General features: G+C 65.8%; 32 protein-coding genes and 1 tRNA gene. 19 read left to right on the top strand and 14 right to left on the bottom strand.

What is annotated here, in order from left to right; translation table 11 throughout:
* The first annotated feature begins 1 nt into the window (after position 1).
* The 4 genes from tssM to EOD43_RS20170 are packed head-to-tail and all read left to right on the top strand — an operon-like array spanning position 2 to position 4,501.
* Complete coding sequence (tssM, locus tag EOD43_RS20185; protein ID WP_127745859.1) at positions 2-1,390, top strand: type VI secretion system membrane subunit TssM; 1,389 nt, start codon at positions 2-4, stop codon at positions 1,388-1,390.
* Positions 1,387-1,902 carry a type VI secretion system-associated protein TagF gene (tagF, locus tag EOD43_RS20180; RefSeq protein WP_127745858.1) on the top strand — a complete coding sequence of 172 codons (516 nt, stop codon included), beginning with the start codon at positions 1,387-1,389 and terminating at the stop codon, positions 1,900-1,902. The genes tssM and tagF overlap by 4 nt, the downstream gene beginning before the upstream one ends.
* The gene (locus tag EOD43_RS20175; protein WP_127745857.1) at positions 1,902-2,651 is read left to right on the top strand and encodes a PP2C family protein-serine/threonine phosphatase; all 750 of its coding nucleotides are present in this window, start codon (positions 1,902-1,904) and stop codon (positions 2,649-2,651) included. The genes tagF and EOD43_RS20175 overlap by 1 nt, the downstream gene beginning before the upstream one ends.
* The gene (locus EOD43_RS20170; RefSeq protein ID WP_127745856.1) at positions 2,648-4,501 is read left to right on the top strand and encodes a serine/threonine-protein kinase; all 1,854 of its coding nucleotides are present in this window, start codon (positions 2,648-2,650) and stop codon (positions 4,499-4,501) included. Before EOD43_RS20175 ends, EOD43_RS20170 begins: the two co-directional genes overlap by 4 nt.
* Positions 4,502-4,642: 141 nt before the next feature.
* Here EOD43_RS20170 and bla read toward each other — a convergent pair whose 3' ends face one another.
* Genes bla through petA form a run of 4 tightly spaced genes read right to left on the bottom strand, consistent with a single transcriptional unit; the run spans position 4,643 to position 8,411 of the window.
* Complete coding sequence (gene bla / locus EOD43_RS20165; RefSeq protein WP_127745855.1) at positions 4,643-5,686, bottom strand: class A beta-lactamase; 1,044 nt, start codon at positions 5,684-5,686, stop codon at positions 4,643-4,645.
* A gap of 5 nt (positions 5,687-5,691) precedes the next feature.
* Positions 5,692-6,555, bottom strand: coding sequence for a cytochrome c1 (locus EOD43_RS20160; protein WP_127745854.1), 864 nt, complete (start codon positions 6,553-6,555; stop codon positions 5,692-5,694).
* A gap of 15 nt (positions 6,556-6,570) precedes the next feature.
* Complete coding sequence (locus EOD43_RS20155; RefSeq protein ID WP_127745853.1) at positions 6,571-7,833, bottom strand: cytochrome b; 1,263 nt, start codon at positions 7,831-7,833, stop codon at positions 6,571-6,573.
* A gap of 11 nt (positions 7,834-7,844) precedes the next feature.
* Complete coding sequence (petA, locus tag EOD43_RS20150; RefSeq protein WP_127745852.1) at positions 7,845-8,411, bottom strand: ubiquinol-cytochrome c reductase iron-sulfur subunit; 567 nt, start codon at positions 8,409-8,411, stop codon at positions 7,845-7,847.
* Positions 8,412-8,608: 197 nt separating this feature from the next.
* Between petA and EOD43_RS20145 the strand changes: the two genes are divergently transcribed.
* The 3 genes from EOD43_RS20145 (at position 8,609) to EOD43_RS20135 (ending at position 10,648) form a co-directional block, all read left to right on the top strand.
* The gene (locus EOD43_RS20145) at positions 8,609-9,058 is read left to right on the top strand and encodes a tRNA (cytidine(34)-2'-O)-methyltransferase (protein WP_127746190.1); all 450 of its coding nucleotides are present in this window, start codon (positions 8,609-8,611) and stop codon (positions 9,056-9,058) included.
* A complete protein-coding gene (gene hemF, locus EOD43_RS20140; protein WP_127745851.1) occupies positions 9,055-9,915 on the top strand; it encodes an oxygen-dependent coproporphyrinogen oxidase in 861 nt (286 codons plus the stop codon). The genes EOD43_RS20145 and hemF overlap by 4 nt, the downstream gene beginning before the upstream one ends.
* A gap of 148 nt (positions 9,916-10,063) precedes the next feature.
* On the top strand, positions 10,064-10,648 hold the full coding sequence (locus EOD43_RS20135) for a GNAT family N-acetyltransferase (RefSeq protein ID WP_127745850.1): 585 nt from the start codon (positions 10,064-10,066) through the stop codon (positions 10,646-10,648).
* A 136-nt stretch (positions 10,649-10,784) separates the two neighbouring features.
* Here EOD43_RS20135 and EOD43_RS20130 read toward each other — a convergent pair whose 3' ends face one another.
* Positions 10,785-11,558: a hypothetical protein gene (locus EOD43_RS20130; protein ID WP_127745849.1), complete on the bottom strand. Its 774-nt coding sequence runs from the start codon at positions 11,556-11,558 to the stop codon at positions 10,785-10,787.
* A gap of 68 nt (positions 11,559-11,626) precedes the next feature.
* Complete coding sequence (locus tag EOD43_RS20125; RefSeq protein ID WP_127745848.1) at positions 11,627-12,496, bottom strand: alpha/beta fold hydrolase; 870 nt, start codon at positions 12,494-12,496, stop codon at positions 11,627-11,629.
* 75 nt (positions 12,497-12,571) lie between these two features.
* Here EOD43_RS20125 and lipB point away from each other — a divergent pair, with 75 nt between their 5' ends.
* From lipB to EOD43_RS20110, 3 genes are read left to right on the top strand one after another with little or no spacing between them, the layout of a single operon-like run.
* Positions 12,572-13,240: a lipoyl(octanoyl) transferase LipB gene (gene lipB, locus EOD43_RS20120; protein WP_127745847.1), complete on the top strand. Its 669-nt coding sequence runs from the start codon at positions 12,572-12,574 to the stop codon at positions 13,238-13,240.
* Between the two features lie 58 nt (positions 13,241-13,298).
* Positions 13,299-13,535, top strand: a complete 237-nt coding sequence (locus EOD43_RS20115) for a hypothetical protein (protein ID WP_127745846.1) — start codon at positions 13,299-13,301, stop codon at positions 13,533-13,535.
* A gap of 30 nt (positions 13,536-13,565) precedes the next feature.
* Entirely contained in the window at positions 13,566-14,252 is a 687-nt protein-coding gene (locus EOD43_RS20110) for a hypothetical protein (RefSeq protein WP_240653423.1), read from the top strand.
* Positions 14,253-14,288: 36 nt separating this feature from the next.
* Here EOD43_RS20110 and queE read toward each other — a convergent pair whose 3' ends face one another.
* The 3 genes from queE to EOD43_RS20095 all read right to left on the bottom strand — a co-directional run bounded on the left by queE (position 14,289) and on the right by EOD43_RS20095 (position 16,733).
* Positions 14,289-14,921, bottom strand: coding sequence for a 7-carboxy-7-deazaguanine synthase (gene queE / locus EOD43_RS20105; protein WP_127745845.1), 633 nt, complete (start codon positions 14,919-14,921; stop codon positions 14,289-14,291).
* Complete coding sequence (queC, locus tag EOD43_RS20100; RefSeq protein ID WP_127745844.1) at positions 14,921-15,625, bottom strand: 7-cyano-7-deazaguanine synthase QueC; 705 nt, start codon at positions 15,623-15,625, stop codon at positions 14,921-14,923. The genes queE and queC overlap by 1 nt, the downstream gene beginning before the upstream one ends.
* 340 nt (positions 15,626-15,965) lie before the next feature.
* Positions 15,966-16,733, bottom strand: coding sequence for a metallophosphoesterase (locus EOD43_RS20095; protein ID WP_127745843.1), 768 nt, complete (start codon positions 16,731-16,733; stop codon positions 15,966-15,968).
* Between the two features lie 56 nt (positions 16,734-16,789).
* On the opposite strand from EOD43_RS20095, the gene EOD43_RS20090 reads away from it, so the two are divergent.
* Positions 16,790-17,392, top strand: coding sequence for a polysaccharide biosynthesis/export family protein (locus EOD43_RS20090; protein ID WP_206363610.1), 603 nt, complete (start codon positions 16,790-16,792; stop codon positions 17,390-17,392).
* A 107-nt stretch (positions 17,393-17,499) separates the two neighbouring features.
* Positions 17,500-18,123 (top strand): transglutaminase-like cysteine peptidase, encoded by a 624-nt coding sequence (locus tag EOD43_RS20085; RefSeq protein WP_127745842.1) that lies wholly within the window; start codon positions 17,500-17,502, stop codon positions 18,121-18,123.
* Position 18,124: 1 nt separating this feature from the next.
* Here EOD43_RS20085 and EOD43_RS24090 read toward each other — a convergent pair whose 3' ends face one another.
* From EOD43_RS24090 to EOD43_RS20075, 3 genes are all read right to left on the bottom strand, one after another.
* Positions 18,125-18,250 carry a hypothetical protein gene (locus EOD43_RS24090; protein WP_276318212.1) on the bottom strand — a complete coding sequence of 42 codons (126 nt, stop codon included), beginning with the start codon at positions 18,248-18,250 and terminating at the stop codon, positions 18,125-18,127.
* A gap of 113 nt (positions 18,251-18,363) precedes the next feature.
* Positions 18,364-18,609, bottom strand: a complete 246-nt coding sequence (locus EOD43_RS20080) for a hypothetical protein (RefSeq protein ID WP_127745841.1) — start codon at positions 18,607-18,609, stop codon at positions 18,364-18,366.
* Between the two features lie 222 nt (positions 18,610-18,831).
* Complete coding sequence (locus tag EOD43_RS20075) at positions 18,832-19,146, bottom strand: hypothetical protein (RefSeq protein WP_127745840.1); 315 nt, start codon at positions 19,144-19,146, stop codon at positions 18,832-18,834.
* 54 nt (positions 19,147-19,200) lie between these two features.
* On the opposite strand from EOD43_RS20075, the gene EOD43_RS20070 reads away from it, so the two are divergent.
* A complete protein-coding gene (locus EOD43_RS20070; protein ID WP_127745839.1) occupies positions 19,201-19,449 on the top strand; it encodes a hypothetical protein in 249 nt (82 codons plus the stop codon).
* Here the strand turns inward: EOD43_RS20070 and galE are convergent.
* Positions 19,446-20,450, bottom strand: a complete 1,005-nt coding sequence (gene galE / locus EOD43_RS20065; protein ID WP_127745838.1) for a UDP-glucose 4-epimerase GalE — start codon at positions 20,448-20,450, stop codon at positions 19,446-19,448. The two genes, EOD43_RS20070 and galE, sit on opposite strands and share 4 nt — an antisense overlap.
* A 13-nt stretch (positions 20,451-20,463) precedes the next feature.
* On the bottom strand, positions 20,464-21,771 hold the full coding sequence (locus tag EOD43_RS20060) for a UDP-glucose dehydrogenase family protein (RefSeq protein ID WP_127745837.1): 1,308 nt from the start codon (positions 21,769-21,771) through the stop codon (positions 20,464-20,466).
* Between the two features lie 177 nt (positions 21,772-21,948).
* On the opposite strand from EOD43_RS20060, the gene EOD43_RS20055 reads away from it, so the two are divergent.
* The 6 genes from EOD43_RS20055 (at position 21,949) to proC (ending at position 25,245) form a co-directional block, all read left to right on the top strand.
* Positions 21,949-22,024: transfer RNA gene (locus tag EOD43_RS20055), tRNA-Val, on the top strand.
* A 23-nt stretch (positions 22,025-22,047) separates the two neighbouring features.
* Positions 22,048-22,821 (top strand): TlyA family RNA methyltransferase, encoded by a 774-nt coding sequence (locus tag EOD43_RS20050; protein ID WP_127745836.1) that lies wholly within the window; start codon positions 22,048-22,050, stop codon positions 22,819-22,821.
* A 7-nt stretch (positions 22,822-22,828) separates the two neighbouring features.
* Positions 22,829-23,383, top strand: coding sequence for a TspO/MBR family protein (locus EOD43_RS20045; RefSeq protein WP_127745835.1), 555 nt, complete (start codon positions 22,829-22,831; stop codon positions 23,381-23,383).
* A 65-nt stretch (positions 23,384-23,448) separates the two neighbouring features.
* Positions 23,449-23,736, top strand: coding sequence for an accessory factor UbiK family protein (locus EOD43_RS20040; protein WP_127745834.1), 288 nt, complete (start codon positions 23,449-23,451; stop codon positions 23,734-23,736).
* Between the two features lie 98 nt (positions 23,737-23,834).
* The gene (locus tag EOD43_RS20035) at positions 23,835-24,344 is read left to right on the top strand and encodes a type III secretion system chaperone family protein (protein ID WP_127745833.1); all 510 of its coding nucleotides are present in this window, start codon (positions 23,835-23,837) and stop codon (positions 24,342-24,344) included.
* 100 nt (positions 24,345-24,444) lie between these two features.
* Positions 24,445-25,245 (top strand): pyrroline-5-carboxylate reductase, encoded by an 801-nt coding sequence (gene proC, locus EOD43_RS20030; RefSeq protein WP_127745832.1) that lies wholly within the window; start codon positions 24,445-24,447, stop codon positions 25,243-25,245.
* Positions 25,246-25,373: the final 128 nt, after the last annotated feature.

Below are 25,373 nucleotides of genomic sequence, written 5' to 3'. Positions count from 1 at the left end.
CATGGGGCGCATCTTCGCAAATTGGTGGGTCGTCTCCGCGCTGATCGCGCTCCTCGCGATCGTCGTCCTCGCGATTGGCGCGCCGATCGTGGTGCCCGCGCTCGGCGCCTTGTGGATTCGCGGCGCGATCGTCGTCGCGGTCCTCGCCGTCTGGGGCGCGGTGTCGCTCGCGCGGGTGATGAATGCGCGCGCCGCCTCCGATGCGATCGCCGCCTCGCTCGCGGGCGATGGCGCGGATGAGGAGGGCAAGATCCTCGCCGGCCGGATGACCGACGCGCTCAAGAGCCTGCGGGAGAATGCCGGCGGGCAGCGCGACTATCTCTACAGCCGGCCCTGGTATGTGATCATCGGCCCGCCGGGCGCGGGCAAGACGACCGCGCTCGTCAATTCGGGGCTGCGCTTCCCGGTTTCGACCGATCAGTTCAAGGGCGTCGGCGGTACCCGCAATCTCGACTTCCTGTTTTCGGAGCAGGCGGTGCTGGTCGATACGGCCGGCCGCTACACCAGCCAGGATTCGGACGCGGCGGTCGATGCGCGTGGCTGGTCGGAGTTTCTGGGGCTGCTCAAAGCCAATCGCCCGAAGCAGCCGATCAACGGCGTCATCGTTGCGATCGGCGTCGACGAACTGATGCGCGGCGATCGCGCGACGATCGACGGCCATGCCGATGCCGTCCGCCGCCGCCTGGCCGAAGTGAAGAAGGGGTTGGGCGTCGGCATTCCGATCTACGTCCTGCTCACCAAGTCCGATCTGATCGCCGGCTTTGTCGAATATCATGACGATCTGGATGTCGAGGGGCGGCGCGCGGTGCTGGGCCACACGCTTCCTTATGCCGACGGGCCGACCGCGTCGCAGCGGCTGGTCGATGCGTTCGACGAACTGGCGCGCGCCATCTCGGCGCGGCAGGCGCGGCGTCTGTCGGCGGAGGCGGATGCGCAGCGGCGCGCGCTGATCCTCGGCTTCCCCAGCCAGATCGGCGCGCTGCGCTCGCGCCTCGTCCGCTTCCTCGAACGCGCCTTTGCGGGCGACGAGCCGGTGGGCGTACTGCGCGGCTTCTACCTGACCAGCGGCATGCAGGAGGGGACGCCCCTCGATCGCATGATGTCGGGCATGGCCGATGTCTATGATCAGCCGCGTCAGAAGGTGGCCGGCGCGGGCCGCGCCTATTTCCTCAACCGTCTGCTGGGCGATGTGATGTTCCCCGAGGCCGGGCTGGTGCAGAGCAATCCGGCGGCGCGCGCGAAGCGGCGGACCCAGTTGATCGCGGCGCTGGGCGCGATCGCGGTCGTCACGATCATCGGCGCGGTGCTGATCATCCTCAACGCGCGGTCGTTGGTCGCGGCGGCGACGCCGGTGGCCGCCGTCAGCCAGGAGAGCGGGAGCGACACGTGAACGCCTTCGTCTTCGGAAAGCTGCCCACCCATCGCGACTTCGTGGTGCGCGGGCTCGATGCCGCGGCCCGCGACTGGTGGGACGGATGGCTGTCGGGCCAGTTGTCGGACGCGCGGCGCACCCTGGGCGATGCGGCGTTCGAAGATGCCTATGATCGCGCGCCCGTCTGGCGCTTCCTGCTGACGCATGACGATATCCGCATGGCGGGCGCGCTCGCGCCGTCGGTCGATGGCGCGGGCCGCCGCTTCCCGATCGTCGCGGCGCTCTATGGCGACGTCGGCGATGATGCCGCCGCGCTGTGCGAAGACCGGCTCTATGACGGCTTCGATCAGGGCTGGCAGGTCGATCAGCTTTACGATGCGCTTGCGGCGGCCGCAGTTGGCGGCGGCGGCGCTTCGTGCCAAGACCGATGGTGGACGCTTGGCAATGACGAGTTTCCTGAGGCCACCCTGTCGGGTGAGCATCCCGAGGGGCTGTGGCGTATGATGATCTTGCCGGGTGGGGCCAACTGATGGGCGCGTTTCGTATCGATACCGGTGCCCGCACCGACACCGGCCGCGTCCGCGCGCACAACGAAGACAGCTATTGCGCGCGCGGCGACATCGGCCTGTGGGCGGTTGCCGATGGCATGGGCGGGCACGAAAGCGGGGACTGGGCCTCCGCGACGACGATCGCCGCGCTCGAAGCGGTGCCGGCGGCGGCTTTTGATACGTTGATCGAGTCGGTTTCCGACGCCATTTATGGCGCGAATGCAAAGATTTTTGCCGAATCGCAAAAACGCGGATCGCAAATGGGCACGACGGTCGTCGCGCTTGCGATGCTCGGCGATCGATTCGGTATTTTCTGGGCGGGGGACAGCCGCGCCTATCTGCTGCGTGAAGGGCAATTGGTGCAGCTGACCGTCGATCATACCCAGGTCCAGATGATGCTCGACCGCGGGCTCATCAAGCCGGAGGAAGCGGCCGTCCATCCGATGCGCCATGTCCTTGCGCGCGCGATCGGCGTCGATGGCGGGATGGAGATCGACGCCTTCGTCGATGAAGTCGTGCCCGGCGACATCTTCCTGCTGTGCAGCGACGGCCTGACCGGCGTGGTCGACGATCATGAGATCGAAGATGTGATGCGCGGCGGCGGCTCCAGCCGCATCGCCGATCAGCTCGTCTCGATGACGCTCGATCGCGGCGCGCCCGACAATGTCACCGTCTGCGTCGTCGGCGTCACCGCCGATGAACTCGCGCTGGGTGGGGAGGCGTCGCGATGAGCGACCCCGAAAACGAACGCACCGTCTTCAACGCCGGCGGCCCCGCCCCGGCGCAACCCGCGCGCGCGCCCGGCCATATCCAGATCGGCGATGTGCTGAACCACATCTTCCGCGTCACGCGCTTTATCGCGCGCGGCGGCATGGGCGAGGTGTTCGAAGGCATCAACGATCAGTCGGACGAGCGCGTCGCGATCAAGGTCATGCTCCCCGCGCTCGCGGCGGATGAAAATGTCCAGGCGATGTTTCGCAAGGAAGCGCGCACGCTGACGCGGCTCAGCCACCCTGCGCTCGTCCAGTATCGCGTGCTGGCGCAGGAACCGACGCTGGGCGTCCTCTACATCGTCACCGAATTCGTCGATGGCACCAACCTGGCCGACGTGCTGACCACGTTGAAGCCGTCCCCGGCCGACGTGCGCGCGCTCGCGCGGCGTCTGGCGGATGGTCTGCGCGTCGCGCACAGCCTGGGCGCGATCCACCGCGACATCTCGCCCGACAACGTCCTGCTCGAAGGCGGGCAGTTGAAGGCCGCGAAGATCATCGACTTCGGCATCGCCAAGGATCTGGCGCCCGACAGCAAGACGATCGTGGGCGACGGTTTCGCCGGCAAGCTCAACTATGTCGCGCCCGAACAGCTGGGCGATTTCGGCCGCGAAGTCGGGCCGTGGAGCGATATCTACAGCCTCGGCCTCGTCCTCCTCGCGGTCGCGCGCGGGCGCGAACTCGATATGGGCGCGACCTTCGTCGACGCGGTCGACAAGCGGCGTGCCGGGGTCGATCTCAGCGACGTGGCGCCCGAACTGGTGCCGATGCTCGAACCGATGCTCGTCGCCGATCCGGCGCAGCGCCTGCGCTCGATGGACGCGGTCCTCTCGGTCATCGACGGCGCGCGGCAGCAGCGCCGCGCCAGCGACACGGCCACGCCGATGGCGACCTTCACCACCGCCCAGCCTTTCCAGCAGGTCCAGCTCACCGACATCTCGCTCGAGGGCAAGGGTGGTGCCGGCGGCAAGAGCGGCGGGCCGAACAAGGCGATCATCGCGGCCTCGGCGGCGGGCGCGCTGCTGCTCGCGGCGATCGGCGGCTATTATGTGATCGGCGGCAAGGGCGGCACGCCCGCCACGGTCGAGGCACAGAACGGCAAGCCCGACGAACAGGCGCGCGCCGCGGTCGAATCGGCTTTGCCCAACATCGCCTGCTCGTGGATCGACATTTCGGACGTCAGCGATCGCGGCGGACAGGTGTCGGTCACGCTCAAGGGCGTGGCGCTCGATACGGCCGGTGCGAAGACCGCGGTCGAAAAGGCGCTGGGCGATGCCGGACTGAAGGGCGTCAACGTCAGCTATGACAATGTGCTGGTCGGCAGCCAAGGCATTTGCGAACCGCTCGACGCGCTGCGGCCGATCCGCGTCGCGGGCAGCCCGCACATCTTCGCGCCCGGATCGAAGTTCGAACTCGCGCAGACCGGCGGCAAGCTCGTGGTGCGCGTGCCGGTCGATATCGACGTCGGCACCGAAGGGGAGGGCCTCGCCTTCTACGGGATCGAACCCAACGGCCAGTTCGAAAAGATCGCGAACAGCCGCGCCGAGTTGGAGGCTATCCTCCACGATCCGGGCACCGCGATCACCCCGCTGGGCGGATCGAGCTACCGGATCCCGGTCGATACCGATCATGAGGGGCTGTCGGGCCTGCTGCTGCTGTCGGGCCGCGAGCCCTTCGACGAAAGCCTCGTCGCCACCCCACCGCCGCTGCGCGGCGACGACTGGCGCGAACTCTTCACGGCAGAGGCCAAGAAGAAGGGCTGGACCGCCAACATGCTCTGGTACCGCACCGTCGACGAGACGCCGGGTTGATTTGATCCTCCCCCGGAGGGGGAGGGGGACCGCGAAGCGGTGGAGGGGTATTCGCCACAAGCGATGACCTCCGTTGCCGGCCAATACCTCTCCACCGCCCTGCGGGCGGTCCCCCTCTCCCTCCGGGAGAGGATTTGAGAGTTAATCCAGCAACGCCATCCCGTCGTAGATCGTCCGCCCGACCTCGGCGATGATCGCCTCCGCCTTCGCGCCGTCGTCATGGCTTTTCACGAACACCGCGATCGCGACATGGCCGCCGCCGGGCAGGGTCAGGATGCCGACATCGGCGCAGATGCCGACCAGCGTGCCCGTCTTGTGCGCGAAGACCGTCCGGGGCGGCAGCAGGCCCTTCACGCGCTTCGCACCCGTCACCGTGTGCGCCATCACGTCGATCAGCCACGCGGTATGTTCGGCGTTGACCAGCTTGCCCTGCTGGAGCTTTGTGAGCAACGCGACCATCGCGTCGGGCGTCGAGCTGTCGCGCGGATCGGCGATGAAGGCGGGGTCGAGCGCGCTGTTCGGTTCGTCGGGATTGTCGTCGCGCAGCGACATGACGCGCGCGAGCGTCTGCGCCTGGTTCTTCCCAGGCTCGGGCGTCAGATGCTTATAGTCGAAGATCAGGCCGGCGACGTCGCGATCGACCCGCTGGCCCTCGATCCCGACGCTTTTGAGCCATGCGGTGATCGCCTGCGGGCCGCCTACCATCTGCGTCACCATGTCGGCGGCGGTGTTGTCGCTGCGGGTGATCGTCAGGTCGATCAGATTGGCGACCGACAGCGAGACGCCGGCATGCGGCATCGACGTGCTGATCCCGCCCGATTGGACGCGCAGCGCATCGTCGACGGGGATCATCTGCGTCATCGTGAAGCGGCCCTGCTCGACCTGGTGGAGCAGGGTGAGGACGGCGGCGAGCTTGTAGGCGCTCGCCATCGGAAAAGCTTCGGCGCCGTTGACCGAGACGGTCGCGCCGCTTTCGAGGTGGATCGCCGCGATGCCGACGCGGATCGCGTCCTTGCGCTGCGCATAAGCTTCCAGCCGCGCGTCGAGCCGCTGGGCGATCGCATCGCGGAGCTTGGGGGCCAGCGGGGCGGACGGGGCCTCGGCCAAGGCGGGGGCCGCCAGAGCGAGGGCACAAAAAAGGCCGCCCAGCAATGCCGGGCGGCCCTTCTTGTTCGATGTCAGCATCCGGATCAGTGCTTAATGCCCGCCCAGATGTTGCGATACGAGAACCAGGCGAGGGTGGTCGCGATCAGCAGGAAGATGATCACGGCAACGCCGGTCTGGTGACGGGCTTCGAGCTTGGGCTCGGCGCTCCAGATCAGGAAGGCCGCGACGTCCTTGGCCATCTGATCCTTCGTCGCCACCGTGCCGTCGGCATAGGTGACCTGCCCGTCGGCCGCGAGGGGCGGCGGCATCGCGATGTTCAGGTTCGCGAAGTACGGGTTGAAGTGCAGGCTGTCAGGCGTCTTGGCGTCCGGGAACTCCTTGAGCAGTTCCTGGCCCGCATGGTTCTTGAAGCCCTTCTGATCGGTGTAACCGGTCAGCAGCGAGTAGATGTAGGCGCCGCCGTCGTGGCGAGCCTTGGCCATCAGCGAGAGATCCGGCGGCAGCGCATTGTTGTTCGCGGCGCGCGCGGCGACTTCGTTCGCATAGGGGCTCGGGATCTTGTCGGCCGGGGTCGACTTGCGGGTCGCGGGCTCGCCGGTTTCCGGGTTCACCGACGGGGTTTCCGTCGCCCAGCCCTTGGCGATCGCCTTAACCTCGGCTTCCGAGAAGCCCAGATCCTTGAAGTCGCGGAAGGCGACCTGGTGGAGCGAGTGACAGGCGGCGCAGACTTCCTTGTAAACCTGGAAGCCGCGCTGCAGCTGCTGGCGGTCGAACTTGCCGAGCGGCCCGTCCGAAGCGAAGTGAACTTCCTTCGGATGCAGGTGGAACTCATGCTCGACCGTCTTGGCCGGCGGCTCGCTGATGAACGAGACCGCGCCCATGATCAGCGAGTAGAGCAGGATGCCGACGAAGCCGAGGCCGGCAAGCATTGCGATGGGACGAACCATTGTCTTGTCTTCCCCTTAGGCCTGGCCGCTCTTGGCGAGCACCGCCTCGGTGATCGAGTTGGGCAGCGGCAGCGGCTTTTCCAGCTTCGACACGATCGGCAGGATGATCAGGAAGTGCGCGAAGTAATAGGCCGCCGCGAACTGCGAGATCATCACATAGGGCTCTTCCGCCGGCGCGCCGCCGCAATAGCCCAGGACCAGCACGTCGATGACCAGCAGCAGGAAGAACTTCTTGAACGCCGGGCGGTAGTTGCCCGAACGCACCGGCGACTTGTCCAGCCACGGCAGGAAGAACAGCAGCAGGATCGACGCGAACATCGCGATCACGCCCAGCAGCTTGGCGGGGATGAACCAGATGTCGAAGGTGAAAGCGCGCAGGATCGCGTAGAACGGCCAGAAATACCATTCCGGAACGATGTGCGCCGGGGTCGAGAGCGGGTTTGCGGCGATATAGTTGTCCGGGTGGCCGAGATAGTTCGGCGCGAAGAACAGCATGCCGCAATAGAGGATCAGGAAGATGCCCAGCCCGAAGCCGTCCTTCGCCGTGTAATACGGGTGGAACGGAACGGTATCCTGCGGACCCTTAACGTCCACGCCGGTCGGGTTGTTCGAACCCGGAATGTGGAGCGCCCAGATGTGCAGGATGATCACCGCCGCAATCACGAACGGCAGCAGATAGTGGAGCGAGAAGAAGCGGTTCAGCGCGGCGTTGTCCGGCGCGAAGCCGCCCAGCAGCCACGTCTGGATCGGCGTGCCGACCACGGGGATCGCGCCGAACAGGCCGGTGATCACCTTGGCACCCCAGAAGCTCATCTGGCCCCAGGGGAGGACGTAACCCATGAACGCGGTCGCCATCATCAGCAGGAAGATGACGAGGCCGAGCAGCCAAACCATCTCGCGCGGGGCCTTGTACGATCCGTAGTAAAGGCCGCGGAAGATGTGGAGATAGACCACGATGAAGAAGAAGCTCGCGCCGTTGGCGTGCGCGTAACGCAGCATCCAGCCCGAGTTTACGTCGCGCATGATATGTTCGACGCTGTCGAAGGCAACCAGCCCGTTGGCGGCATAGTGCATCGCCAGGATGATGCCCGTGACCAGCTGGATCGCCAGCGCAGCGCCCGAAAGCACGCCGAAGTTCCAGAAATAGTTCAGGTTGCGCGGCACCGGATAGCCGGCGCCCACCGCGTTATAGACGAGACGCGGCAGAGGCAGCTTTTCGTCCAGCCAGCGCATCAGCGGATGCTTAGGCGCGTAATGATTTGCCCAGGGGAAGCTCATGTCTTTCTACCTCAGCCGACTTGGACGACGGTATCGGATTTGAAGGCGTATTTCGGCACTTCGAGATTCTTCGGTGCCGGGCCTTTGCGGATACGGGCCGCCGTGTCGTAGTGCGAACCGTGGCAGGGGCAGAAATACCCGCCGAACTCGCCCTTCACTTCGCCCTCGCCGGCGCCCAGAGGCACGCAGCCCAGATGGGTGCAGACACCCATCGTGATCAGCCACTGCTTCTTGCCACCCACGGTGCGCTGTTCCAGCGTCTGCGGATCACGCAGGCTGGCAGGGTCGGTCTTGTCCGCCGCCGTGATTTCCGCCGCCGTCAGATGGCGCACGAAAAGCGGCTGCTTGCGGAAGATCGTCTTGATCGCCTGGCCTTCCTTGATCGCAGACAGATCGACTTCGATCGAGGCGAGCGCGAGCACGTCTGCCGAAGGATTCATCTGGTTGATCAAGGGAAGCAGCACGGTCGCTGCGCCCACGCCGCCAAAGGCGACGGCGGCGATATTGATAAAGTCGCGGCGACGGACGCCGTCTCCGGCATCTACGCCGGGCGTTTCACTATGTTCGAGCGTCGCCATTCCGAAACCTTTGCGCTGCCACGATCCCGCACGGCTTATCCAAGGTTTCGGGCGTTCCCGCCGCAGCCCCCTGAATGCCGCGCACCGCCTTTTTACCCCCGGCGGATGGCCGGCCTGATAGCGCCGGATCAACGGCTTTGCCAATCCCAATTCCTAGAATCTTGCCGCGATGCGACATATTCGCCTATCGCCCGGCGATGCGGATAGCCCTTTATCAACCCGACATCGCCGGAAACGTGGGTGCCGTGCTGCGCATGGCGGCCTGTTTCGGCGTCCCCGTCGACATCATCGAACCGTGCGGATTCGCCTTTTCGGATCGGTCGTTGAAGCGCGCCGGCATGGACTATGCCGCCGCAGCCGAGGTGGTTCGCCACGCCGATTGGGCCGCATTTCGGGCCGCTACGCCCGGCCGGCTGGTGCTTTTGACGACGAAAGCCGATTTGACGATCGTCAACGCGGGCTTCGAAACGGACGATATCCTGCTGCTTGGTTCGGAAGGCGACGGCGTGCCCGATGATGTGCACGAAGCCGCCGATCTGCGCGTCCGCATCGGTATGCGGCCGGGATTCCGATCCTTGAACCTGGGGATGTCGGCTGGCATCGCCACCGCCGAAGCCCTGCGCCAGACCGGAGGATGGCCCGAATGACACTTGTTCTCGATGATGCCCAGACGGCCGCGCGCGCCTGGTTCGAATCGCTGCGCGACCGGATCTGCGCGGCGTTCGAGGCGATCGAGGCGGAGGCGGGCAGCGATGCGCGCTTCGGCTATACCCCCTGGAATCGCGATGGCGATCCCACCGGTGCCGGCGGCGGCGGCGTTCAGGGGCTGATGAAGGGCAATGTGTTCCAGAAGGTCGGCGTCAATGTCTCGACCGTCGGCGGCGCGTTCAGCCCCGAATTCGCGAAAACCATCCACGGCGCGGGCGAAGAGAATCCCGGCTTCTTCGCGACGGGAATCAGCCTGGTCGCGCATATGGCAAATCCGCACGTCCCCGCCGTTCACATGAACACTCGCTATCTGGTGACCACGAAGCGGTGGTTCGGCGGCGGCGCTGATCTCAACCCGCCGATTCCCTATGATGAGGATACCGCCGCCTTCCACGCGCGGCTCAAGGCGGCCTGCGATTCCCACGGCGCCGACTATTATGATCGGTTCAAGGCGTGGGCCGACGATTATTTCTGGATCCCGCACCGCAAGGTTCATCGCGGCGTCGGCGGCATCTTCTACGATCATCTCGATTGCGTCGACGATGCCGGGTTCGATGCGAACTTCGCCTTCACCCGCGACGTGGGTGAGGCCTTCCTCGATATCTTTCCGAAGATCGTCCGCGCCCGCATGGGGATGGCCGCATCGGCGGAGGATGAGCGCGCGATGCTCAACTTCCGCGGCCGTTATGCGGAGTTCAACCTCGTCTATGATCGCGGCACCGCCTTCGGCCTCAAGACCGGCGGCAATATCGACGCGATTCTGATGAGCCTGCCGCCCGTCGCGACGTGGGAGTGATCCACCCCCTTATCCTCCCCCGCCAGGGGGAGGTGTCAGCGCAGCTGACGGAGGGGGAGGATGCGATGATCCGGAGTTGGTCGCCGTCCTCCCCCTCCGTCGCCTTCGGCGCCACCTCCCCCTGGCGGGGGAGGATTGAGGAGGCCTTATGCCCCTAAGCCCGGTCGAACCGCATCTGGTCGCCACGATCGTCACCTCGCTGGAGATGACCGAGCGGCCGAAGCCGCGGGCGATGGCGGCGGCGCCGTTCCGGCTGGTGCGGTGGCAGGCGCCGACGCCCGAAAAATATCGCGCGCTGTTCCGCCGCGTCGGCGAAAAATGGTTGTGGTTCTCGCGCCTCGTCATGCCCGAGGCCGAGCTGATCGCGATCATCCACGATCCTGCGGTCGAGATCTACGCGATGGTCGACGCGCGCGGGCTCGAGATCGGGATGCTCGAACTCGATTTCCGCAAAGGCGGCGAATGCGAGATCGGTTTCTTCGGCCTGATCCCCGAACTGGCGGGGAAGGGGCATGGCGGCTGGCTGATGGCGCAGGCGATGATGCTGGGCTGGCGCAAGGATGTGATGCGGATGTGGGTGCATACCTGCACCTGCGATCATCCGGCCGCCTTGCCCTTCTACATGAAGCAGGGGTTCCGGCCCTTCGCCCGCGCGGTCGAAACCTTCGCCGACCCGCGCCGCGCCGGCCTGCTGCCGGCCGACGCGAGTCCGCATGTGCCTATGCTTCCATAAATCCTCCCCCGGAGGGGGAGGTGGCAGTCCGCAGGACTGACGGAGGGGTATTGGCCGGCAGCGATGCCCTTGCGAGTAGCTACCCCTCCACCGGCTACGCCGGTCCCCCTCCCCCTCCGGGGGAGGATTTAAGACGTTACACCTTCAGCTTGCGGTACGCGATCGCCAGATAGACGGTCCATCCCATCATCAGCACCGCGCCGATGAAGGCGACCGCGATATTGACGATCAGCTTCAGCAGGTCCGCTTGCCCGAGCGCCAGCCCGATCAGCCCGAACAGCGACGTCAGGACGAGCTGCGCGATCGACACCAACGTCACATAGACCAAGGCGAAGATGATCGTGACGGCCAGCGACTTAAGCGCCTGACCGCGCGTCATCGTGAAGGCTAGCTTGATCGAGGGGATCGGCCCGCGCCCGCTGTCGGCGACGGCGGGCCATAGCACCAGCATCCGGATCGACACCCATACGGCGGGCACGATGATGATCGCGATCAGCGCGTCCATCCCCCGGCCGCCGGTCGCCATGCCGGCGCTCAGCGCCACGATCGTCACGACGATGATCAGTGCGAACATCGCCACCATGCCCAGCCCCAATATGCCGAGCGCGGCGGGCAGGCGGGTGACGGCCAGCCGCAGCGAAGCCGCCAGCTGCGCGCCGGGCCGCAACACGACCAGGCTCACCGCGATATTGCCCAGCGTCGTCAGCATCAGTGCCGGTATCACCCACAGGGCGCGCAGCCCCGGCTGCGGGATGCTGCCATCGGCGGGGCGCGGCCCATCGGCGGCGAAGCCGAGCAGCAGCAGCGCCAACCCGAAGGTCGCAAGCGCAAGGGGCAGGAGCAACGCATGCTCCCGCCGCAGGAAGGCTGTCATCTCCTCCCAGACAGTATCGATCGAAAATCCGGCCATGCCCCTGCCTATCCCGTGAAGGGGCCGGGGCGCAATCTCTCCCCGATCCTCCCCCTGGCGGGGGAGGATTATTGGAGGAAGTCCAGCATCGCCTTCGCCGTCTCCTCCGGCGCCTCCTCGGGCAGGAAATGCCCGCAATCGACCTCACCGAAGCGCACGTCGGTCGCTTCCGCGCGCCATGCGGCCTCGACATCGAACACGGTCGCCGTCGAGGATGATCGCGTTCCGCACAGCACCAGCAGGGGCGTTGCGATCTTCGTGGCCGCATCCGCCGCGTCATATTCGCTGTCGATGCCTGCACCCGCGCGATAATCCTCGCACATGGCGTGCAGGCTTTCGATATTGCCGTTGGTGCGGACATAATCGTCGAACACCTCGGGCTCGGGCGCGACCGATTTCACCATCAGCTTCAGCATCGCTTCGGGGTTCAGCACGGTTTCGGGCACCGGCTCGGGCGCGGCCCAGATCGCCCAGTTCCACAGGTTGATCTGCGCCTTCTTGTGGATGTGGCCGTACAGCCAGGTCGTCGGCACGATATCGAGGATCACGGCGCGATCGACGCGGTCCGCATGATCCTTCACCAGCCGCCGCGTCACCCGCGCGCCGCGATCGTGGCCGGCCACCGAAAAGCGGGCGTGGCCCAGCGCGTCCATCACCGCGATCAGGTCCGCCGCCATCCGCCGCTTCGAATAATCGCCCTTCCACGGTTTGCCGCTACGCCCATAGCCGCGCAGGTCGGGGATGATCAGGGTGAAGCGATCCTGCAGCAGCGGCGCCACCAGCCGCCACATGATATGCGATTGCGGCGCGCCGTGGATCAGCAGCAGCGGCGGCCCCTTGCCGCCGACGACATAATGGATGTCGACATCGGCATCGACTGTCAGCCGCTTGCTCTCAAACCCCGGAAACAGCGCCGCCGCGCCCTGATCCTCCGCCATATCGATCCTCTCTTATGATGTGGGCGCACAGTGCGTCTCTTGATCCCCGCGCGACAAGGGGACATCTGCACGCGCATGATCGACGACATCGAATGGCGGGTGACGCCGGGCCTCTCGCCTTATGCCGAGACGCTGGCGGAAATGGAGGCGCGCGTCGCCGCGATCCGCGCGGGGGAGGCGCGCGAGCTGGTCTGGCTGCTCGAACATCCGCCGCTCTACACCGCGGGCACCAGCGCGGTGGCCGATGAACTGCTCACCCCCGATCGTTTCCCCGTGTTCGAAATCGGGCGCGGCGGGCGCTATACCTATCATGGGCCGGGGCAGCGCGTGGGCTATGTCCTGCTCGATCTCGACAAGCGCGGGCGAGATGTGCGCGCCTTCATCGGCGGGATCGAGGCATGGCTGATCACGGCGCTCGCCGATTTCGGCATCGCGGCGCGCAGCGAGCCGGGCCGCGTCGGCATCTGGACGGGCGAGGGGGCGAACGAGGCCAAGATCGGGGCGATCGGGGTCCGGCTGCGGCGCTGGGTCAGCTTCCACGGTTTCGCGATCAACGTCGATCCCGATCTCAGCCATTTTGCGGGCATCGTTCCGTGCGGCCTGCCCGAATTCGACGTCACCAGCATGGCGAAACTGGGGGTGGGGGGCGACATGGCCGCACTCGATACCGCGCTCAACCGCCATTTTCCGGTGCTGCTCAACGCACTCGAATCGGGTGAGAAACAACTTCCCCAACACGGTTGAGCCGCCGAGTCGCGTGCGGTATGATTCCGCGTAACGACACCGTATTCAGGGAGCATCGATGCGATATCCGACCGGCACCCGGCTGGCCGCAGCCCTCATCCTCGGCGCCACGCTGGCGCTCGCCGCCTGCGGCAAGAAGGACCAGAGCGCCGACACGAATATCGTCGCGATGAATGCGATGGACGGCTCGATGAACGACATGACCACGGTCGACGCGGCGACGCTCGACGCGGCGGGCAGCACCAATCTCGATGCCAACGCCACCACGGCGGACAACGCATCCAACGCAATGTGATCCCGAACAGGGAGAGAAAAGGGTATGACGATGCGCAACACGATCGGTGCGATCCTGGCGGCGGGCGCCGCGATCGGCATGGCGAGCCCGGCTTCGGCCTATCTGTTCTGGTACACGCCGAACTTCACCGGCGGGCCGGTGACGGGCACCGAACCGGGGATCGGCCTGCCGATGCCCAAGGCGACTCCGGCCGAGCTGAAGGCGCATTTGCTGTGGAACATGCGCGCCGGCCTGAACGTCGCGGCGCTCCAGTGCCAGTTTTCGCCGATCCTGTTCACGGTCAGCAATTATAACGACCTGCTGAACAAGAATACGGTCGAGCTGAACGCTGCGTACAAGACGCTCGGCGCCTATTTCAAGCGCACCGGCGGGCCGAAGTGGCAGGTCGCTTTCGACCAGTACACGACGAAGACCTATAACGGTTTTTCGACGATGCACGCGCAGCTCGGCTTCTGCGAAACGGCGAGCCGGATCGGCAGCGATGCGCGCAAGCTGGGCCGTGGCGGCCTCTCCAACCTCGCCGCCGAACGGATGCAGGAATTCCGCAACAGCCTGGTCCCCGCGGGCGACCAGATCTTCTCGCGCCGCTATTTCGCGTCGTCGGCCTATCCGATGCCGTCCTTCGCGGACAAATGCTGGAAGAAGGGCTCGCTCCGCTCCGAATGCGCGGTCGTACGCTACAGCGTCGCTTCGTCGACCGGCGGTCGCGCGAACTGATCCGACAATCCTCCCCCGCTGGGGGAGGATTGAGGACTATCTGATCCCCACCACCTTGTGCGTCTGCGTCGACAGCCGCCATTGGGGGTGATCGAGGACATAAGCGATCGCCGCCTCGCGCGTGTCGATCAGGTCGGGGCCGTCCATCGGCTGCAGCAGGAAATGATCGAAGGCCCAGCCGGTCATGTCGCGCGGGTCGATCCCCGCCTGCGGCCACACCAGCTTGAGTTCGTTGCCCCGGCGCAGGACGATTTCGGTCCCGGCCTTGGGGCTGACGCAGATCCAGTCGATCCCGTCGGGTGCTGCCTGCGTCCCGTTGGTCTCGATCGCTGTCTCCACGCCCCGCGCCTTGAACGCGGCGATCAGCGCGTCGTCGACCTGCAGCAGCGGCTCGCCCCCCGTCATCACGACGAAGGGATCGGACAGGGCGCCCCACAGTTCGACCACCTTGTCGGCCAGCGCGTCGGCATTCCGGTAACGCGCGCCATTGTCGCCATCCATGCCGACGAAATCGGTGTCGCAGAAGCGGCAATCGGCGGTCGCGCGATCCTGCTCGCGCCCGGTCCACAGGTTGCAGCCCGAAAAGCGCAGGAACACCGCGCGCCGCCCCACCTGCATCCCTTCGCCCTGCAGCGTCAGGAACATCTCTTTGACGGCGTAACTGCCCATTACGGATGCATCGCGTAGATCGTCGGATCGGGCAGGCCCGCCGCTTCGAACCCGGCCGATCGCAGGCGGCAGCTGTCGCACAGCCCGCAATGCTTGTTGTCAGGCGTCGGATCGTAGCACGACCAGCTCTGCCCCGCGTCGAGACCCAGCCGCGCCGCCTCCGCCGAAATATCGGCCTTGGTCATGTGTTGGAGCGGCGCGTGGATCGTGAAGCCTTGCCCCTCCACGCCCATGCGGGTCGCAAGGTCGGCCAGCTCCTGAAACTTCGCGATGAACTCGGGCCGGCAATCGGGATAGCCCGAATAATCGAGCGCGTTGACGCCCAGGAAGATGTCGCGCGCGCCGGTCGCTTCGGCCAGGCCCAGCGCCAGCGACAGGAAGATCGTGTTGCGCGCGGGCACATAGGTCACCGGGATCGCGCCTTCCTCGACTCCGGTCTTGGGCACGTCGATATCGTCGGTGAGCGCGGAGCCGCCGAAGGCGCGAAGGTTGAGCGGCAGGGTGACGTGCCGATCGACGTCGAGCATCTTCGCAACGCGCGCCGCCGCCTCCAGCTCGACCCGGTGGCGCTGGTTGTAATCGACGGTCAGCGCGGCGAGCTTGAAACCCTGTTCGCGCGCGATCCCGCCCGACACCATCGAATCGAGTCCGCCGGACAGGAGCACCACGGCGCGGCGCCCCTCTGAACTGTTTGCTTGTGACATGCGCCGGCCCTTAGCGCCTTTTCGCCCCAAAAAAAATGGGCCGCTCGGTAAGGAGCGGCCCAGTGAGGCTGTAAAGCCTGCTTGGGAGGAAAGCGTGCCCAAAGGGGAAGAAGGCACGAGAAGGCTTTTACACCGCCAGGCATAAACGAAGGGTTAACCACGGCGGGCCGATGCGCGTCCCCGAGGTCCGACTTTGGTCGAATCGCTTTTTGATCCGCTCACGCGGATGAAGCGGCACCGGCCCGCTCCCCCACCCGGCCTCCCATTCAGGGTACTCTCGTGGGAGGCCGGGTGGGGGAGCGGGCCGGTGCCGCCGCAGGTTCAGCTCTGCTGAACCTGCCTAAGCAGTCAAAATCTCGGCCGATTCGCCCTCGATCACCGCGCAGGTGAGGATGCCGGTGGCGTAGGCGCCGGTGTCGATCGAGATGCGGTCGCGCGTCAGCAGCGGCTTTTCGATCACCGTATGGCCGTGGACCACGCGCCAAGGCAGATTCGTGCCCGCGAAGAAGGCGTCGCGGATCATCAGCAGGTCTTCGCGGCGCTGCTGCTCGATCGGCTTGCCGGGGCGGATACCGGCATGGACGAACATATATCCGCCCAGCTCGATCCACAGTTCGAGTGATTCGAGGAATTCGCGATGCGCGGGCGGAAGCGCCTCGGCCAGCCCCTTGCGCAACTGCTCCTCGCGGCTGTCGCTCGATCCGCCGGTGGGCTTCACGCCATAGCTGGCGAGCGTCGCCATCCCGCCATGCGCGAACCAGGCGGGGCCGACCTTGCCGTCGTCCAGGAAGCGCAGCATCGCATCCTCGTGATTGCCCAGCAGGAATCGCGCGGGCAGGCCGGCGAAGCGGCGATGGCGCAACACATTGATGATGGCCGAAGAATCGGGGCCGCGATCGATATAGTCGCCCATGAAGATCACGATCGCCTCGCCCTGCGGCGGCCGTTTCAGGATGTCGCGGCGGATCGCGGGCTCCAGCGTCAGCAGGCAATCGAGCCGCCCGTGCACGTCGCCGATCGCATAGACGCGCAGGCCCGGCGGCAGCGATGCCGGGGGGCGGGAAGGCGCCTTGCGGCGTCGCAGGAAATCGAATGAGAAACGGGACATGGCGCGCTTTATGCAGTATATGTCGAACCGCGATTTTTCCTAGGTGGGGTTTAACCGTGCGTTCCAAAGTGTTGATGTGGCTTGCCCTGCTCCTCGTTTCGCTCTCGGTCCAGCCGGCTATGGCACAGGATATGGCCTCGGCCGGTGGCTCTGTCGCCGCCGCGCAGGCCGCGGCTTCGGGCGAACTCAAGGGCACCAGCGGCTATCGGCTGGGCGCCGGTGATAAGGTGAAGATCACCGTTTACAACGAAGACATGCTGTCGGGTCAGTATGAGATCAGCGGTTCGGGCATCATGTCGCTGCCGCTGATCGGCGAAGTGCCCGTCGCGGGACGCAGCGTGCCCGAAGTCATCGCCTATCTCACCAAGACGCTGAAGGACGGCGGCTACATGCTCAATCCGTCGGTCTCGATGGAGGTGATGAACTACCGCCCCTTCTACGTGCTGGGTGAGATCAAGGATCCGGGCAAATATGCCTATGTCAGCGACATGAACGTGTTGAACGCGGTCGCGCTGGCGGGCGGCTACACCTATCGCGCGAAGAAGGACAAGGCGCTGATCATCCGCGCGAGCGATCCGGAAAAGAAGGAACAGGTCGCCAAGCCCGGCGATCAGGTGATGCCCGGCGACATCATCCGCATCCCCGAACGCTTCTTCTGATCGCCCTCAACAAAACAAAGCTAACGCCGCGATAACCAGCCTCGGTAGGCATGGCTTGAGGGGTGAGCGCTAGATCGGGGTCCGCACAGTAAAGGCGGACACTGATCATGGCGTATTTGATGAACGGTTCGGTCACCTTCGGCGCGCGCTTCCGCGCCGCGGCGCTTGGCCTGTTGGCGACTTTGTCGTTGTCGGCCTGTGCGACCGATCAGGGCACCGCCCATGTCGGCAGCGCCTCTTCCTCCGCCGCGATGCGCGACGGCGGGATCGTGATGCCGCCCGCCGGCTGGCTCAACTTCTGCGGCCAGCATGCCGACGATCCCTCGTGCAAGGTCGTCCAGCTCGATCAGACCCGCTGGAAGGAATTGCAGGCGGTGCAGGCCAGCCTGCGCTCGATTCAGCGCGTGTCCGAAAAGAAGGGGCAGGCCGATCTTTGGCAGGTCGCCGATCGTCAGGGCGATTGCGAAGATATCGCGCTGCTCGCCCGCGCTCGTCTGCTCGCCGCCGGTTGGCCGCTGTCGTCGGTGCGCCTCGCCACCGCCTGGACCGAAAATGGCGATTATCACACGATCCTGACGGTCGATGCGGTGAAGAACGGCACGCCCGTGACCTACGTTCTCGACAATCGCTTCGCGGTGGTCCTGTCTTATCAGAAGCTGGCGGACATTGGCTATCGCTTCCACATGCGCCAGGCCGCGCGTGGCCCCAACTGGGTCGCCGTCCGCTCGTAAGTTACGAGATTGCGGTCACGGCGATCGCGCCGATCCCGACCCACAGGGCCATGCTGATCGGCAGACCCAGCAACAATCCTTGCAAAGCTTTGTCGGCGCGCGGACGCACCGTTTCGATCGGTCGCATACCTCTCCTCCAGCCGGCATCGATGTGCCGGATCCGTTATGACATAGGAATGAATGCCCACTACGCAAACGTTGCGTAAGACCGTAAGTTCCCTGATGTCCGGGGTGGGAAGGTCAGCGGTGGAGCACGAACTTCCGGAACAGGACGATCCCGACCACCAGCAGCAGCGCGATCACCACCAGCCAGATGCGCGACATGCGCTGGGTCGGCGGCTTCGGGGTCCATCCTTCGGGCAATTCGTCGGCGCGCATCTCGCGCCATCCGCGCCGCGATCGCACCAGATCGGCGCCGCAATGGCCGCATTCCGAAATTGGCCGGTGGCCGATCATGATCACCGACGCGCGGCGATGAAAACCCATCTGACAGGCATAACGTTTGGCTTGCCTACGCATGCGATGCGAGGCGCGTCGACCCTCCGAGGGCGGGGGCAGGGTCGGGGCTTCGGTCGCCATCCACTTATCCCGATTCCTCGTCATACGTTGCGCTGCAGCATCACAGATTTACCAAAGATAATCCAGCGATTCACTTGGAAAATGGCCCATTATCGCCCCAACTCACCGTGGGGCGTGCCAACTTCCGGACTAACGCCGCAGTCGTGGTCGCAAATGCAACAACAGCATGATCGTCACTGGCCAGAACAACGTCGTCACGGCATCGCCGATCGTATCGGGCCAGCGCCAGTTACCGTGAATATAGCGATCCGCGCATTCGTTGATCGCTTCGGCCGCCGCGACGACCAATAACGGGCGAATGTCGCGCAGCGGCCGGCGCAGGATCAGCGCGGCCACCACCCAGATCAGCAGCCCGGCATGGAGGTGCGCGACCCGGTCGCTGCCGCTCACCCCCTCGACCCAGAGCGTCAGATGTTCGTAGCGGGTCAGCAGCCAGCGGGTCATCGCGTTAAGACTTTATTTACGAGGGCGGGCCTATCCGGGCGACAGAGGTGAGACATGGCCAAGACCCAGTTCCGACTGCCGACTTCGATCGACGCCGACACCATCGGCCCGCGGCTTCCGCAGGACGGTGACGTCGCGGTGGCTTCGCCCGTCCACGCGCTGCAGCAGCGTATCGTCGCTTCGGCGGTCGCCGCACCCGCGCCCTTCACGATCCGCCCCGCCGCGATGCGCCTGACGTTGTTCGTCGCGGTGCCGCTGGTCATGTGGGCCAGCCTGTTCCGGGCCGCTTCAACCCTGATCTAATTCCGCTCGGCCAGCTTGCGTTCCCATGCCACGGCATGGGCGACGATCGTGTCGAGATCGGCCAGCTTCGGCTTCCACGGCGTCGTCGCCAGGATGCGGCTGTTGTCGGCGATCAGCGCGTCGGGATCGCCCGCGCGGCGCGGCTCCAGCTTGCGCACGATCGTCTGGTTGGTCACGCGATCGACCGCGTCGAGCACTTCCAGCACCGAAAAACCCTGGCCATAGCCGCAGTTCATGATGTGGCTGGTCGCCGGATCTGCGATCAGGGTCTCCAGCGCGTGGATATGCGCCGCCGCCAGATCGCTGACATGGATATAGTCGCGCACCCCGGTGCCGTCGGGCGTCGCATAATCGGTGCCGAACACGGCGACCGATTCGCGCTTCCCCGTCGCCGCCTCGACCGCGACCTTGATCAGGTGGGTCGCGCCCGCGGTCGACTGGCCCGAACGCCCTTCGGGATCGGCGCCCGCGACGTTGAAATAACGCAGCGCGCAATAATTCATCGGATGCGCGAAGGCGACGTCCTTCAACATCGCCTCGGTCATCAGCTTCGACATGCCGTACGGGTTGATCGGCACGGTCGGCATATTCTCGCGCACCGGGCTTTCGTCCGGAATGCCGTAGGTCGCGGCGGTCGATGAGAAGATGAAATGCTTCACCCCGCCGGCCACCGCGCTGCCGATCAGGCTGCGGCTCTTGGCGGTGTTGTTGTGATAATATTTGAGCGGGTCGCTCACCGATTCGGGCACCACCACCGATCCGGCGAAGTGCATGATCGCGCCGACATTCTGTTCGGCGATGATCTTCGCCAGCAGCGCCTCGTCGGCGATATCGCCCTGATAGAAGGTCGCGCCCTCGGCTACCGCCCAGCGGAAGCCGGTGACGAGATTGTCGATCACCGCGACCTTCCACCCCGCATCGAGCAGGGCCAGGACCGCGTGGCTCCCGATATAGCCGGCACCGCCGGTGACCAGGACGGTGAAGGGCTTTTCGGTCGCCATCTCGATCGGCTCCTTACTGCGCCCGGCCGATGCCGGTATATTGCAGGCCCGCCGCCGCGACATCGGCGGGCGGATAGACGTTGCGCAGGTCGACCAGGATCGGCGCATTGAGCATCCCCGCGATCCGCTTGAGATCGAGCGCGCGGAAAGCGTCCCATTCGGTCACCAGCACCAGCGCGTCGGCGCCTTCGGCCACCGCATAAGGGTTGGTCACGAACTCGACATTGCTCATCACCGCCTTCGCCTGTTCGACGCTTTCGGGATCGTAGGCACGGACCTTCGCGCCCGCATCCTGCAGCGCCTGCACGATCGCGATCGACGGCGCGTCGCGCATGTCGTCGGTGTTGGGCTTGAAGGCGAGGCCGAGCAGGCCGACGGTCTTGCCGCGCACTTCGCCGCCCATCGCGTGGATCACCTTGCGGCCCATCGCGCGCTTGCGATTGTCGTTCACGGTCACGACCGCCTCGACGATGCGCAGCGGCACCTCATTATCCTCGGCGGTCTTGAGCAGCGCCAGCGTGTCCTTGGGGAAGCACGAACCGCCATAGCCGGGGCCGGCGTGGAGGAACTTCGAACCGATCCGTCCGTCGAGCCCGATGCCGCGCGCAACCTCCTGCACGTCCGCGCCCGCCTTTTCGCACAGGTCGGCGACTTCGTTGATGAAGGTGATCTTGGTCGCGAGGAAGGCGTTCGCCGCGTACTTGATCATCTCGGCGGAACGGCGCGCGGTGATCATCAGCGGCGCCTTGTTCAGCGACAGCGGACGATAGACGTCCTGCATCAGCTTGGTCGCCTCCGGCCCTTCGCAGCCGACGACGATGCGGTCGGGGCGCTTGAAGTCCTCGATCGCGGCGCCTTCGCGCAGGAATTCGGGGTTGGACGCGACCCAGATCGCCTTTTCGGGCGCGACTTCGGCCACGATCCGCTCGATCTCGTCGCCGGTGCCGACGGGCACGGTCGATTTGGTGACGATCACGCAGGGCTTCGTCACCGCCAGCGCCACGTCCTTCGCGGCGGCATAGACGTAGCTCAGGTCCGCATGACCATCGCCGCGGCGCGACGGGGTGCCGACCGCGATGAACACCGCGTCCGCATCCTTCACGCCTTCGACCACGTCGGTGGTGAAGGTGATCCGCCCCGCGCGGACATTGTTGGCGACCAGTTCGGCGAGACCCGGTTCGTAGATCGGCATGATGCCGCTCTCGATCTTGTCGATCTTCGATTTGTCGAGGTCGACGCAGCACACGTCATGGCCGAAATCGGCGAAGCAGGCGCCGGACACAAGACCCACATAACCCGTGCCGATCATCGTGATACGCATATGTTCCCACCCCACTCGTCGCGACTGATGCCGCCGGTAGCCGGCTCGGCCGACACAATTGTTACATGGCCGGTCCGCGCCATCCCTAACCGGGCGATCTGGATGCTGCAATGCGGCAAATGGCGATGGGCTTCCCATCCGCGACGAATCTCAATAGGGAGACGATCAATCGGCTTGGGGCGCTTAGCTCAGTTGGTAGAGCATCTCGTTTACACCGAGAGGGTCGGCGGTTCGAGCCCGTCAGCGCCCACCATCCCCAGCCCTACAGGATCATAGATGGCCGCCGGAGTTCGGGTCGATCAATTGCTGGTGGACCGCGGCCTCGTCGAAAGCCGCGCGCGCGGGCAGGCGCTGATCCTCGCCGGCCTTGTCTTTTCGGGCGAGACCAAGATCGCCAAGGCCGGACAGCCGATCAAGCCGGATGCCCCGCTGGAGGTGCGCGGCCGCGATCATCCGTGGGTGTCGCGCGGCGGCATCAAGCTTGCCCATGCGCTCGACCATTTCGGCTGGGCCGTGACCGGCGCGGTCGCGATCGACGTCGGATCGTCGACCGGCGGCTTCACCGACGTGCTGCTCACCAAGGGTGCGGCACGGGTCTATGCGGTCGATTCGGGCACGAATCAGTTGGCGTGGAAGCTGCGGCAGGACGATCGCGTCATCGTCCACGAACAGACCAACGCCCGCCACCTCACCGCCGCCGAAATCCCCGAATCCGTCGATATCATCGTGTGCGACGCCAGCTTCATCGCGCTCGCCAAGGTGCTCGACACGCCCGTGACCTTCGCCAAACCCGGCGCCCGCCTCGTCGCACTGGTGAAGCCGCAGTTCGAGGCGGAGCGGGGCGAGGTCGGCAAGGGTGGCGTCGTGCGCGATCCCGCCGTCCACGCCCGCGTCTGCGACGCCGCCGCCGATTGGGCGCGATCGAAGGGCTGGCGCGTCGAAGGCGTCGTGCCCAGCCCGATCACCGGGCCGGAGGGCAATGTCGAGTTCCTGCTCGCGGCTCATCTCGACGCAGCCAGCCTCGACAGCGCAGCCGTGCCGGAGCAATGAGGGGCGAATGAACGAACTCGCTTCCCCAGGCCAGTTGCGCCTGTCCTACATCCGCTGGGCGCTCGTCACCGTGCCCGCGATCGTCCTGCTCGGCATCCTTTCCGGCCGCGTCTCGCAATCGGGCTATGGCAATCCGTGGTTCGATGCGCTGGTAAAGCCCGCGATCATGCCGCCGGGCTGGGCCTTCGGCGTCGCCTGGACGATCCTCTACATCCTGATGGGCCTCGCCTTCGCGATGATCCTCAACGCCCGCCGCGCGAAGGGCAGGGGCATCGCGATCGCATTGTTCCTCGTCCAGCTGGTGATGAACCTCGCCTGGTCGCCGCTTTTCTTCGCCGCGCATCAGGTGACGGCCGCGCTCGGCCTCATCGTCGCGCTGGCCTTGCTCAACCTGGTCGTCGCGGCGCTTTTCTGGCGCATCCGCCCCATCGCGGGGCTGTTGCTCGTCCCCTATCTCCTGTGGCTCGGCTTCGCCGCCGGCCTCAACTATCAGATCCACGCGCTCAACCCGGACGCCGAAAAGCTTGCGCCGGGTAGCGCCGATACCCAAATCTCGCTTTGATTGCCGCGATTTCCGAGCCGGCGGATGTGCCATCCGCCTCGAAATCGCTATGAAGGAGCCTTCCAATGCAGTCCGAAAACCGCCTGTTCGACGATTTCGTGAAGATGATGAACGGCGCCGCCGGCACCCTCGCCGGCATGGGCCGCGAGGCTGAGGCGGGTCTGAAGGATCGCGCCAAGGATTGGATCGGCGGGCTCGATTTCGTCACGCGTGAGGAGTTCGAGGCCGTCAAGGCGATGGCCGTCGCCGCGCGGGATGAGGCCGATGCCCTGCGCGCGCGCCTCGACGCGCTCGAAGCCAAGGCCGCCAAGCCCAAGGCCGCGCCGAAGGCGTCGCCCGAGTCTCAGGGCTGACACTATCCACAGTTTTGTAAGACGTGCCGGCTATTGCCGCTTGAACCGTCGCGCCATTGGCGTCACGGCTTGGGTCGGTCGCTTCCGGGGGGAAGAGGATGGACGTGGACGATTTTGAATCGGTGCGCTTTTCGGGCACGCCGATCGACCTGCTCGAACAATATTTCGCCGCACACGGCTGGACCCATGATCGCCAGGGGGATGAGGAAATCGTCGCCCAATATCAGGGCAGCTGGGCGAAGTACGAGCTGCGCGCGGTGTGGCGGGAGGAGGACAGCGTTCTCCAGTTCCTCGCCTTCCCCGACATTCGCGTCACCACCGACAAGCGTTCGGCGGTGTACGAGACGATGGGCCTGATCAACGAACAGCTATGGCTCGGCCATTTCGAGCTGTGGCAGTCGTCGGGCCTCGTCCTGTTCCGACACGCCGCCTTGCTCGAACGCAGCGACGAAATGGTGCTGACGCTCGATCAGGCCGAAACCCTGATCGAGACCGCGATCGACGAATGCGAACGCTTCTATCCGGTGTTCCAGTTCGTCCTGTGGTCGGACAAGTCCCCCGCCGACGCGCTGGCTTCGGCGATGATCGAGACGCGCGGCGAAGCTTGACCCCATTCGTCATCCCCGCGAAGGCGGGGACCCATCCAGTGTCATCTCACGCGGAGAGTCTGGATAGGCCCCCGCCTTCGCGGGGGTGACGGAGATAAGAATGACCCTTTCCCTCACCACCCCCCTCTGGCTGATCGGCGCCGGCAATATGGGCGGCGCGATGCTGCGCGGCTGGATCGCGGCGGGGGCGGACCCACGGCAGATCACCGTCGTCGATCCCTTCGTCGAAGGATTGCCCGAAGGCGTCACCCTGCACCGCGAACTCCCGGCCGACGCCGCGCCCGACATCCTCGTCCTCGCGGTAAAGCCGCAACAGATGGGCGCGGTGCGCGACATTTTCTCGGGCAGCCCGCGCCTGCTCCTGTCGATCCTCGCGGGGGTCGAGACCGAAACCCTCTCCGCCGCCTTCCGCGCCGTCAGCAATGTGCGTGTCATGCCCAACCTGCCGGTCTCGATCGGCGAAGGCGTCAGCGCCCTGTTCTCCGACGATGCCGATGCCGCCACCCGCGATGAGGCGCAGGCGCTGATCGCCCCGCTCGGCCTCACCGAATGGATCGCCGAGGAAAAGCTGTTCGACGCGGTGACCGCGCTGTCGGGCTGCGGCCCCGGCTTCCTGTTCCGCTTCATCGATGCGCTGGCCGAAGCCGGCACCGCTCTGGGCCTCCCCGCCGATCAGGCCGCGCGTCTGGCCACCGCCACGGTCAAAGGCTCGGGCCTGCTCGCCGCCGCCTCCGACGAAAGCGCCTCCACGCTCGCCGATCGCGTCGCCAGCCCCGGCGGCTCGACCCGCGAAGGCCTCAACGTCCTCGATGCGGACGAGGCGCTCAAGGACTTGCTCAAGCGCACCCTTGCGGCCTCCGCCAAGCGTAACGCGGAGTTGGCGGCCGCCGCCCGCTCCTGATCCCGTCGCCCCCGCTAAAGCGCGGCCCATGACGATCGACAAAACCTTCGACCCCGCCGCCATCGAAGCGCGCTGGTATAAATATTGGGAAGAGACGGGCCTGTTCCGTCCCGAACGCCCCGATGCCG

It is taken from the genome of Sphingomonas crocodyli (assembly GCF_004005865.1).
GTDB classification, from domain to species: domain Bacteria; phylum Pseudomonadota; class Alphaproteobacteria; order Sphingomonadales; family Sphingomonadaceae; genus Rhizorhabdus; species Rhizorhabdus crocodyli.
This window is presented reverse-complemented; position numbering and strand designations above follow the sequence as displayed.

Excerpts from the sequence above, each read along its gene's own strand:
- tssM (WP_127745859.1), top strand. The coding sequence starts at position 2 with ATGGGGCGCATCTTCGCAAATTGGTGGGTCGTCTCCGCGCTGATCGCG.
- EOD43_RS20175 (WP_127745857.1), top strand. The coding sequence starts at position 1,902 with ATGGGCGCGTTTCGTATCGATACCGGTGCCCGCACCGACACCGGCCGC.
- EOD43_RS20170 (WP_127745856.1), top strand. The coding sequence starts at position 2,648 with ATGAGCGACCCCGAAAACGAACGCACCGTCTTCAACGCCGGCGGCCCC.
- bla (WP_127745855.1), bottom strand. The coding sequence starts at position 5,686 with ATGCTGACATCGAACAAGAAGGGCCGCCCGGCATTGCTGGGCGGCCTT.
- EOD43_RS20160 (WP_127745854.1), bottom strand. The coding sequence starts at position 6,555 with ATGGTTCGTCCCATCGCAATGCTTGCCGGCCTCGGCTTCGTCGGCATC.
- EOD43_RS20155 (WP_127745853.1), bottom strand. The coding sequence starts at position 7,833 with ATGAGCTTCCCCTGGGCAAATCATTACGCGCCTAAGCATCCGCTGATG.
- petA (WP_127745852.1), bottom strand. The coding sequence starts at position 8,411 with ATGGCGACGCTCGAACATAGTGAAACGCCCGGCGTAGATGCCGGAGAC.
- EOD43_RS20145 (WP_127746190.1), top strand. The coding sequence starts at position 8,609 with ATGCGGATAGCCCTTTATCAACCCGACATCGCCGGAAACGTGGGTGCC.
- hemF (WP_127745851.1), top strand. The coding sequence starts at position 9,055 with ATGACACTTGTTCTCGATGATGCCCAGACGGCCGCGCGCGCCTGGTTC.
- EOD43_RS20135 (WP_127745850.1), top strand. The coding sequence starts at position 10,064 with ATGCCCCTAAGCCCGGTCGAACCGCATCTGGTCGCCACGATCGTCACC.
- EOD43_RS20130 (WP_127745849.1), bottom strand. The coding sequence starts at position 11,558 with ATGGCCGGATTTTCGATCGATACTGTCTGGGAGGAGATGACAGCCTTC.
- EOD43_RS20125 (WP_127745848.1), bottom strand. The coding sequence starts at position 12,496 with ATGGCGGAGGATCAGGGCGCGGCGGCGCTGTTTCCGGGGTTTGAGAGC.
- lipB (WP_127745847.1), top strand. The coding sequence starts at position 12,572 with ATGATCGACGACATCGAATGGCGGGTGACGCCGGGCCTCTCGCCTTAT.
- EOD43_RS20115 (WP_127745846.1), top strand. The coding sequence starts at position 13,299 with ATGCGATATCCGACCGGCACCCGGCTGGCCGCAGCCCTCATCCTCGGC.
- EOD43_RS20110 (WP_240653423.1), top strand. The coding sequence starts at position 13,566 with ATGCGCAACACGATCGGTGCGATCCTGGCGGCGGGCGCCGCGATCGGC.
- queE (WP_127745845.1), bottom strand. The coding sequence starts at position 14,921 with ATGGGCAGTTACGCCGTCAAAGAGATGTTCCTGACGCTGCAGGGCGAA.
- queC (WP_127745844.1), bottom strand. The coding sequence starts at position 15,625 with ATGTCACAAGCAAACAGTTCAGAGGGGCGCCGCGCCGTGGTGCTCCTG.
- EOD43_RS20095 (WP_127745843.1), bottom strand. The coding sequence starts at position 16,733 with ATGTCCCGTTTCTCATTCGATTTCCTGCGACGCCGCAAGGCGCCTTCC.
- EOD43_RS20085 (WP_127745842.1), top strand. The coding sequence starts at position 17,500 with ATGGCGTATTTGATGAACGGTTCGGTCACCTTCGGCGCGCGCTTCCGC.
- EOD43_RS24090 (WP_276318212.1), bottom strand. The coding sequence starts at position 18,250 with ATGCGACCGATCGAAACGGTGCGTCCGCGCGCCGACAAAGCTTTGCAA.
- EOD43_RS20080 (WP_127745841.1), bottom strand. The coding sequence starts at position 18,609 with ATGGGTTTTCATCGCCGCGCGTCGGTGATCATGATCGGCCACCGGCCA.
- EOD43_RS20075 (WP_127745840.1), bottom strand. The coding sequence starts at position 19,146 with ATGACCCGCTGGCTGCTGACCCGCTACGAACATCTGACGCTCTGGGTC.
- EOD43_RS20070 (WP_127745839.1), top strand. The coding sequence starts at position 19,201 with ATGGCCAAGACCCAGTTCCGACTGCCGACTTCGATCGACGCCGACACC.
- galE (WP_127745838.1), bottom strand. The coding sequence starts at position 20,450 with ATGGCGACCGAAAAGCCCTTCACCGTCCTGGTCACCGGCGGTGCCGGC.
- EOD43_RS20060 (WP_127745837.1), bottom strand. The coding sequence starts at position 21,771 with ATGCGTATCACGATGATCGGCACGGGTTATGTGGGTCTTGTGTCCGGC.
- EOD43_RS20050 (WP_127745836.1), top strand. The coding sequence starts at position 22,048 with ATGGCCGCCGGAGTTCGGGTCGATCAATTGCTGGTGGACCGCGGCCTC.
- EOD43_RS20045 (WP_127745835.1), top strand. The coding sequence starts at position 22,829 with ATGAACGAACTCGCTTCCCCAGGCCAGTTGCGCCTGTCCTACATCCGC.
- EOD43_RS20040 (WP_127745834.1), top strand. The coding sequence starts at position 23,449 with ATGCAGTCCGAAAACCGCCTGTTCGACGATTTCGTGAAGATGATGAAC.
- EOD43_RS20035 (WP_127745833.1), top strand. The coding sequence starts at position 23,835 with ATGGACGTGGACGATTTTGAATCGGTGCGCTTTTCGGGCACGCCGATC.
- proC (WP_127745832.1), top strand. The coding sequence starts at position 24,445 with ATGACCCTTTCCCTCACCACCCCCCTCTGGCTGATCGGCGCCGGCAAT.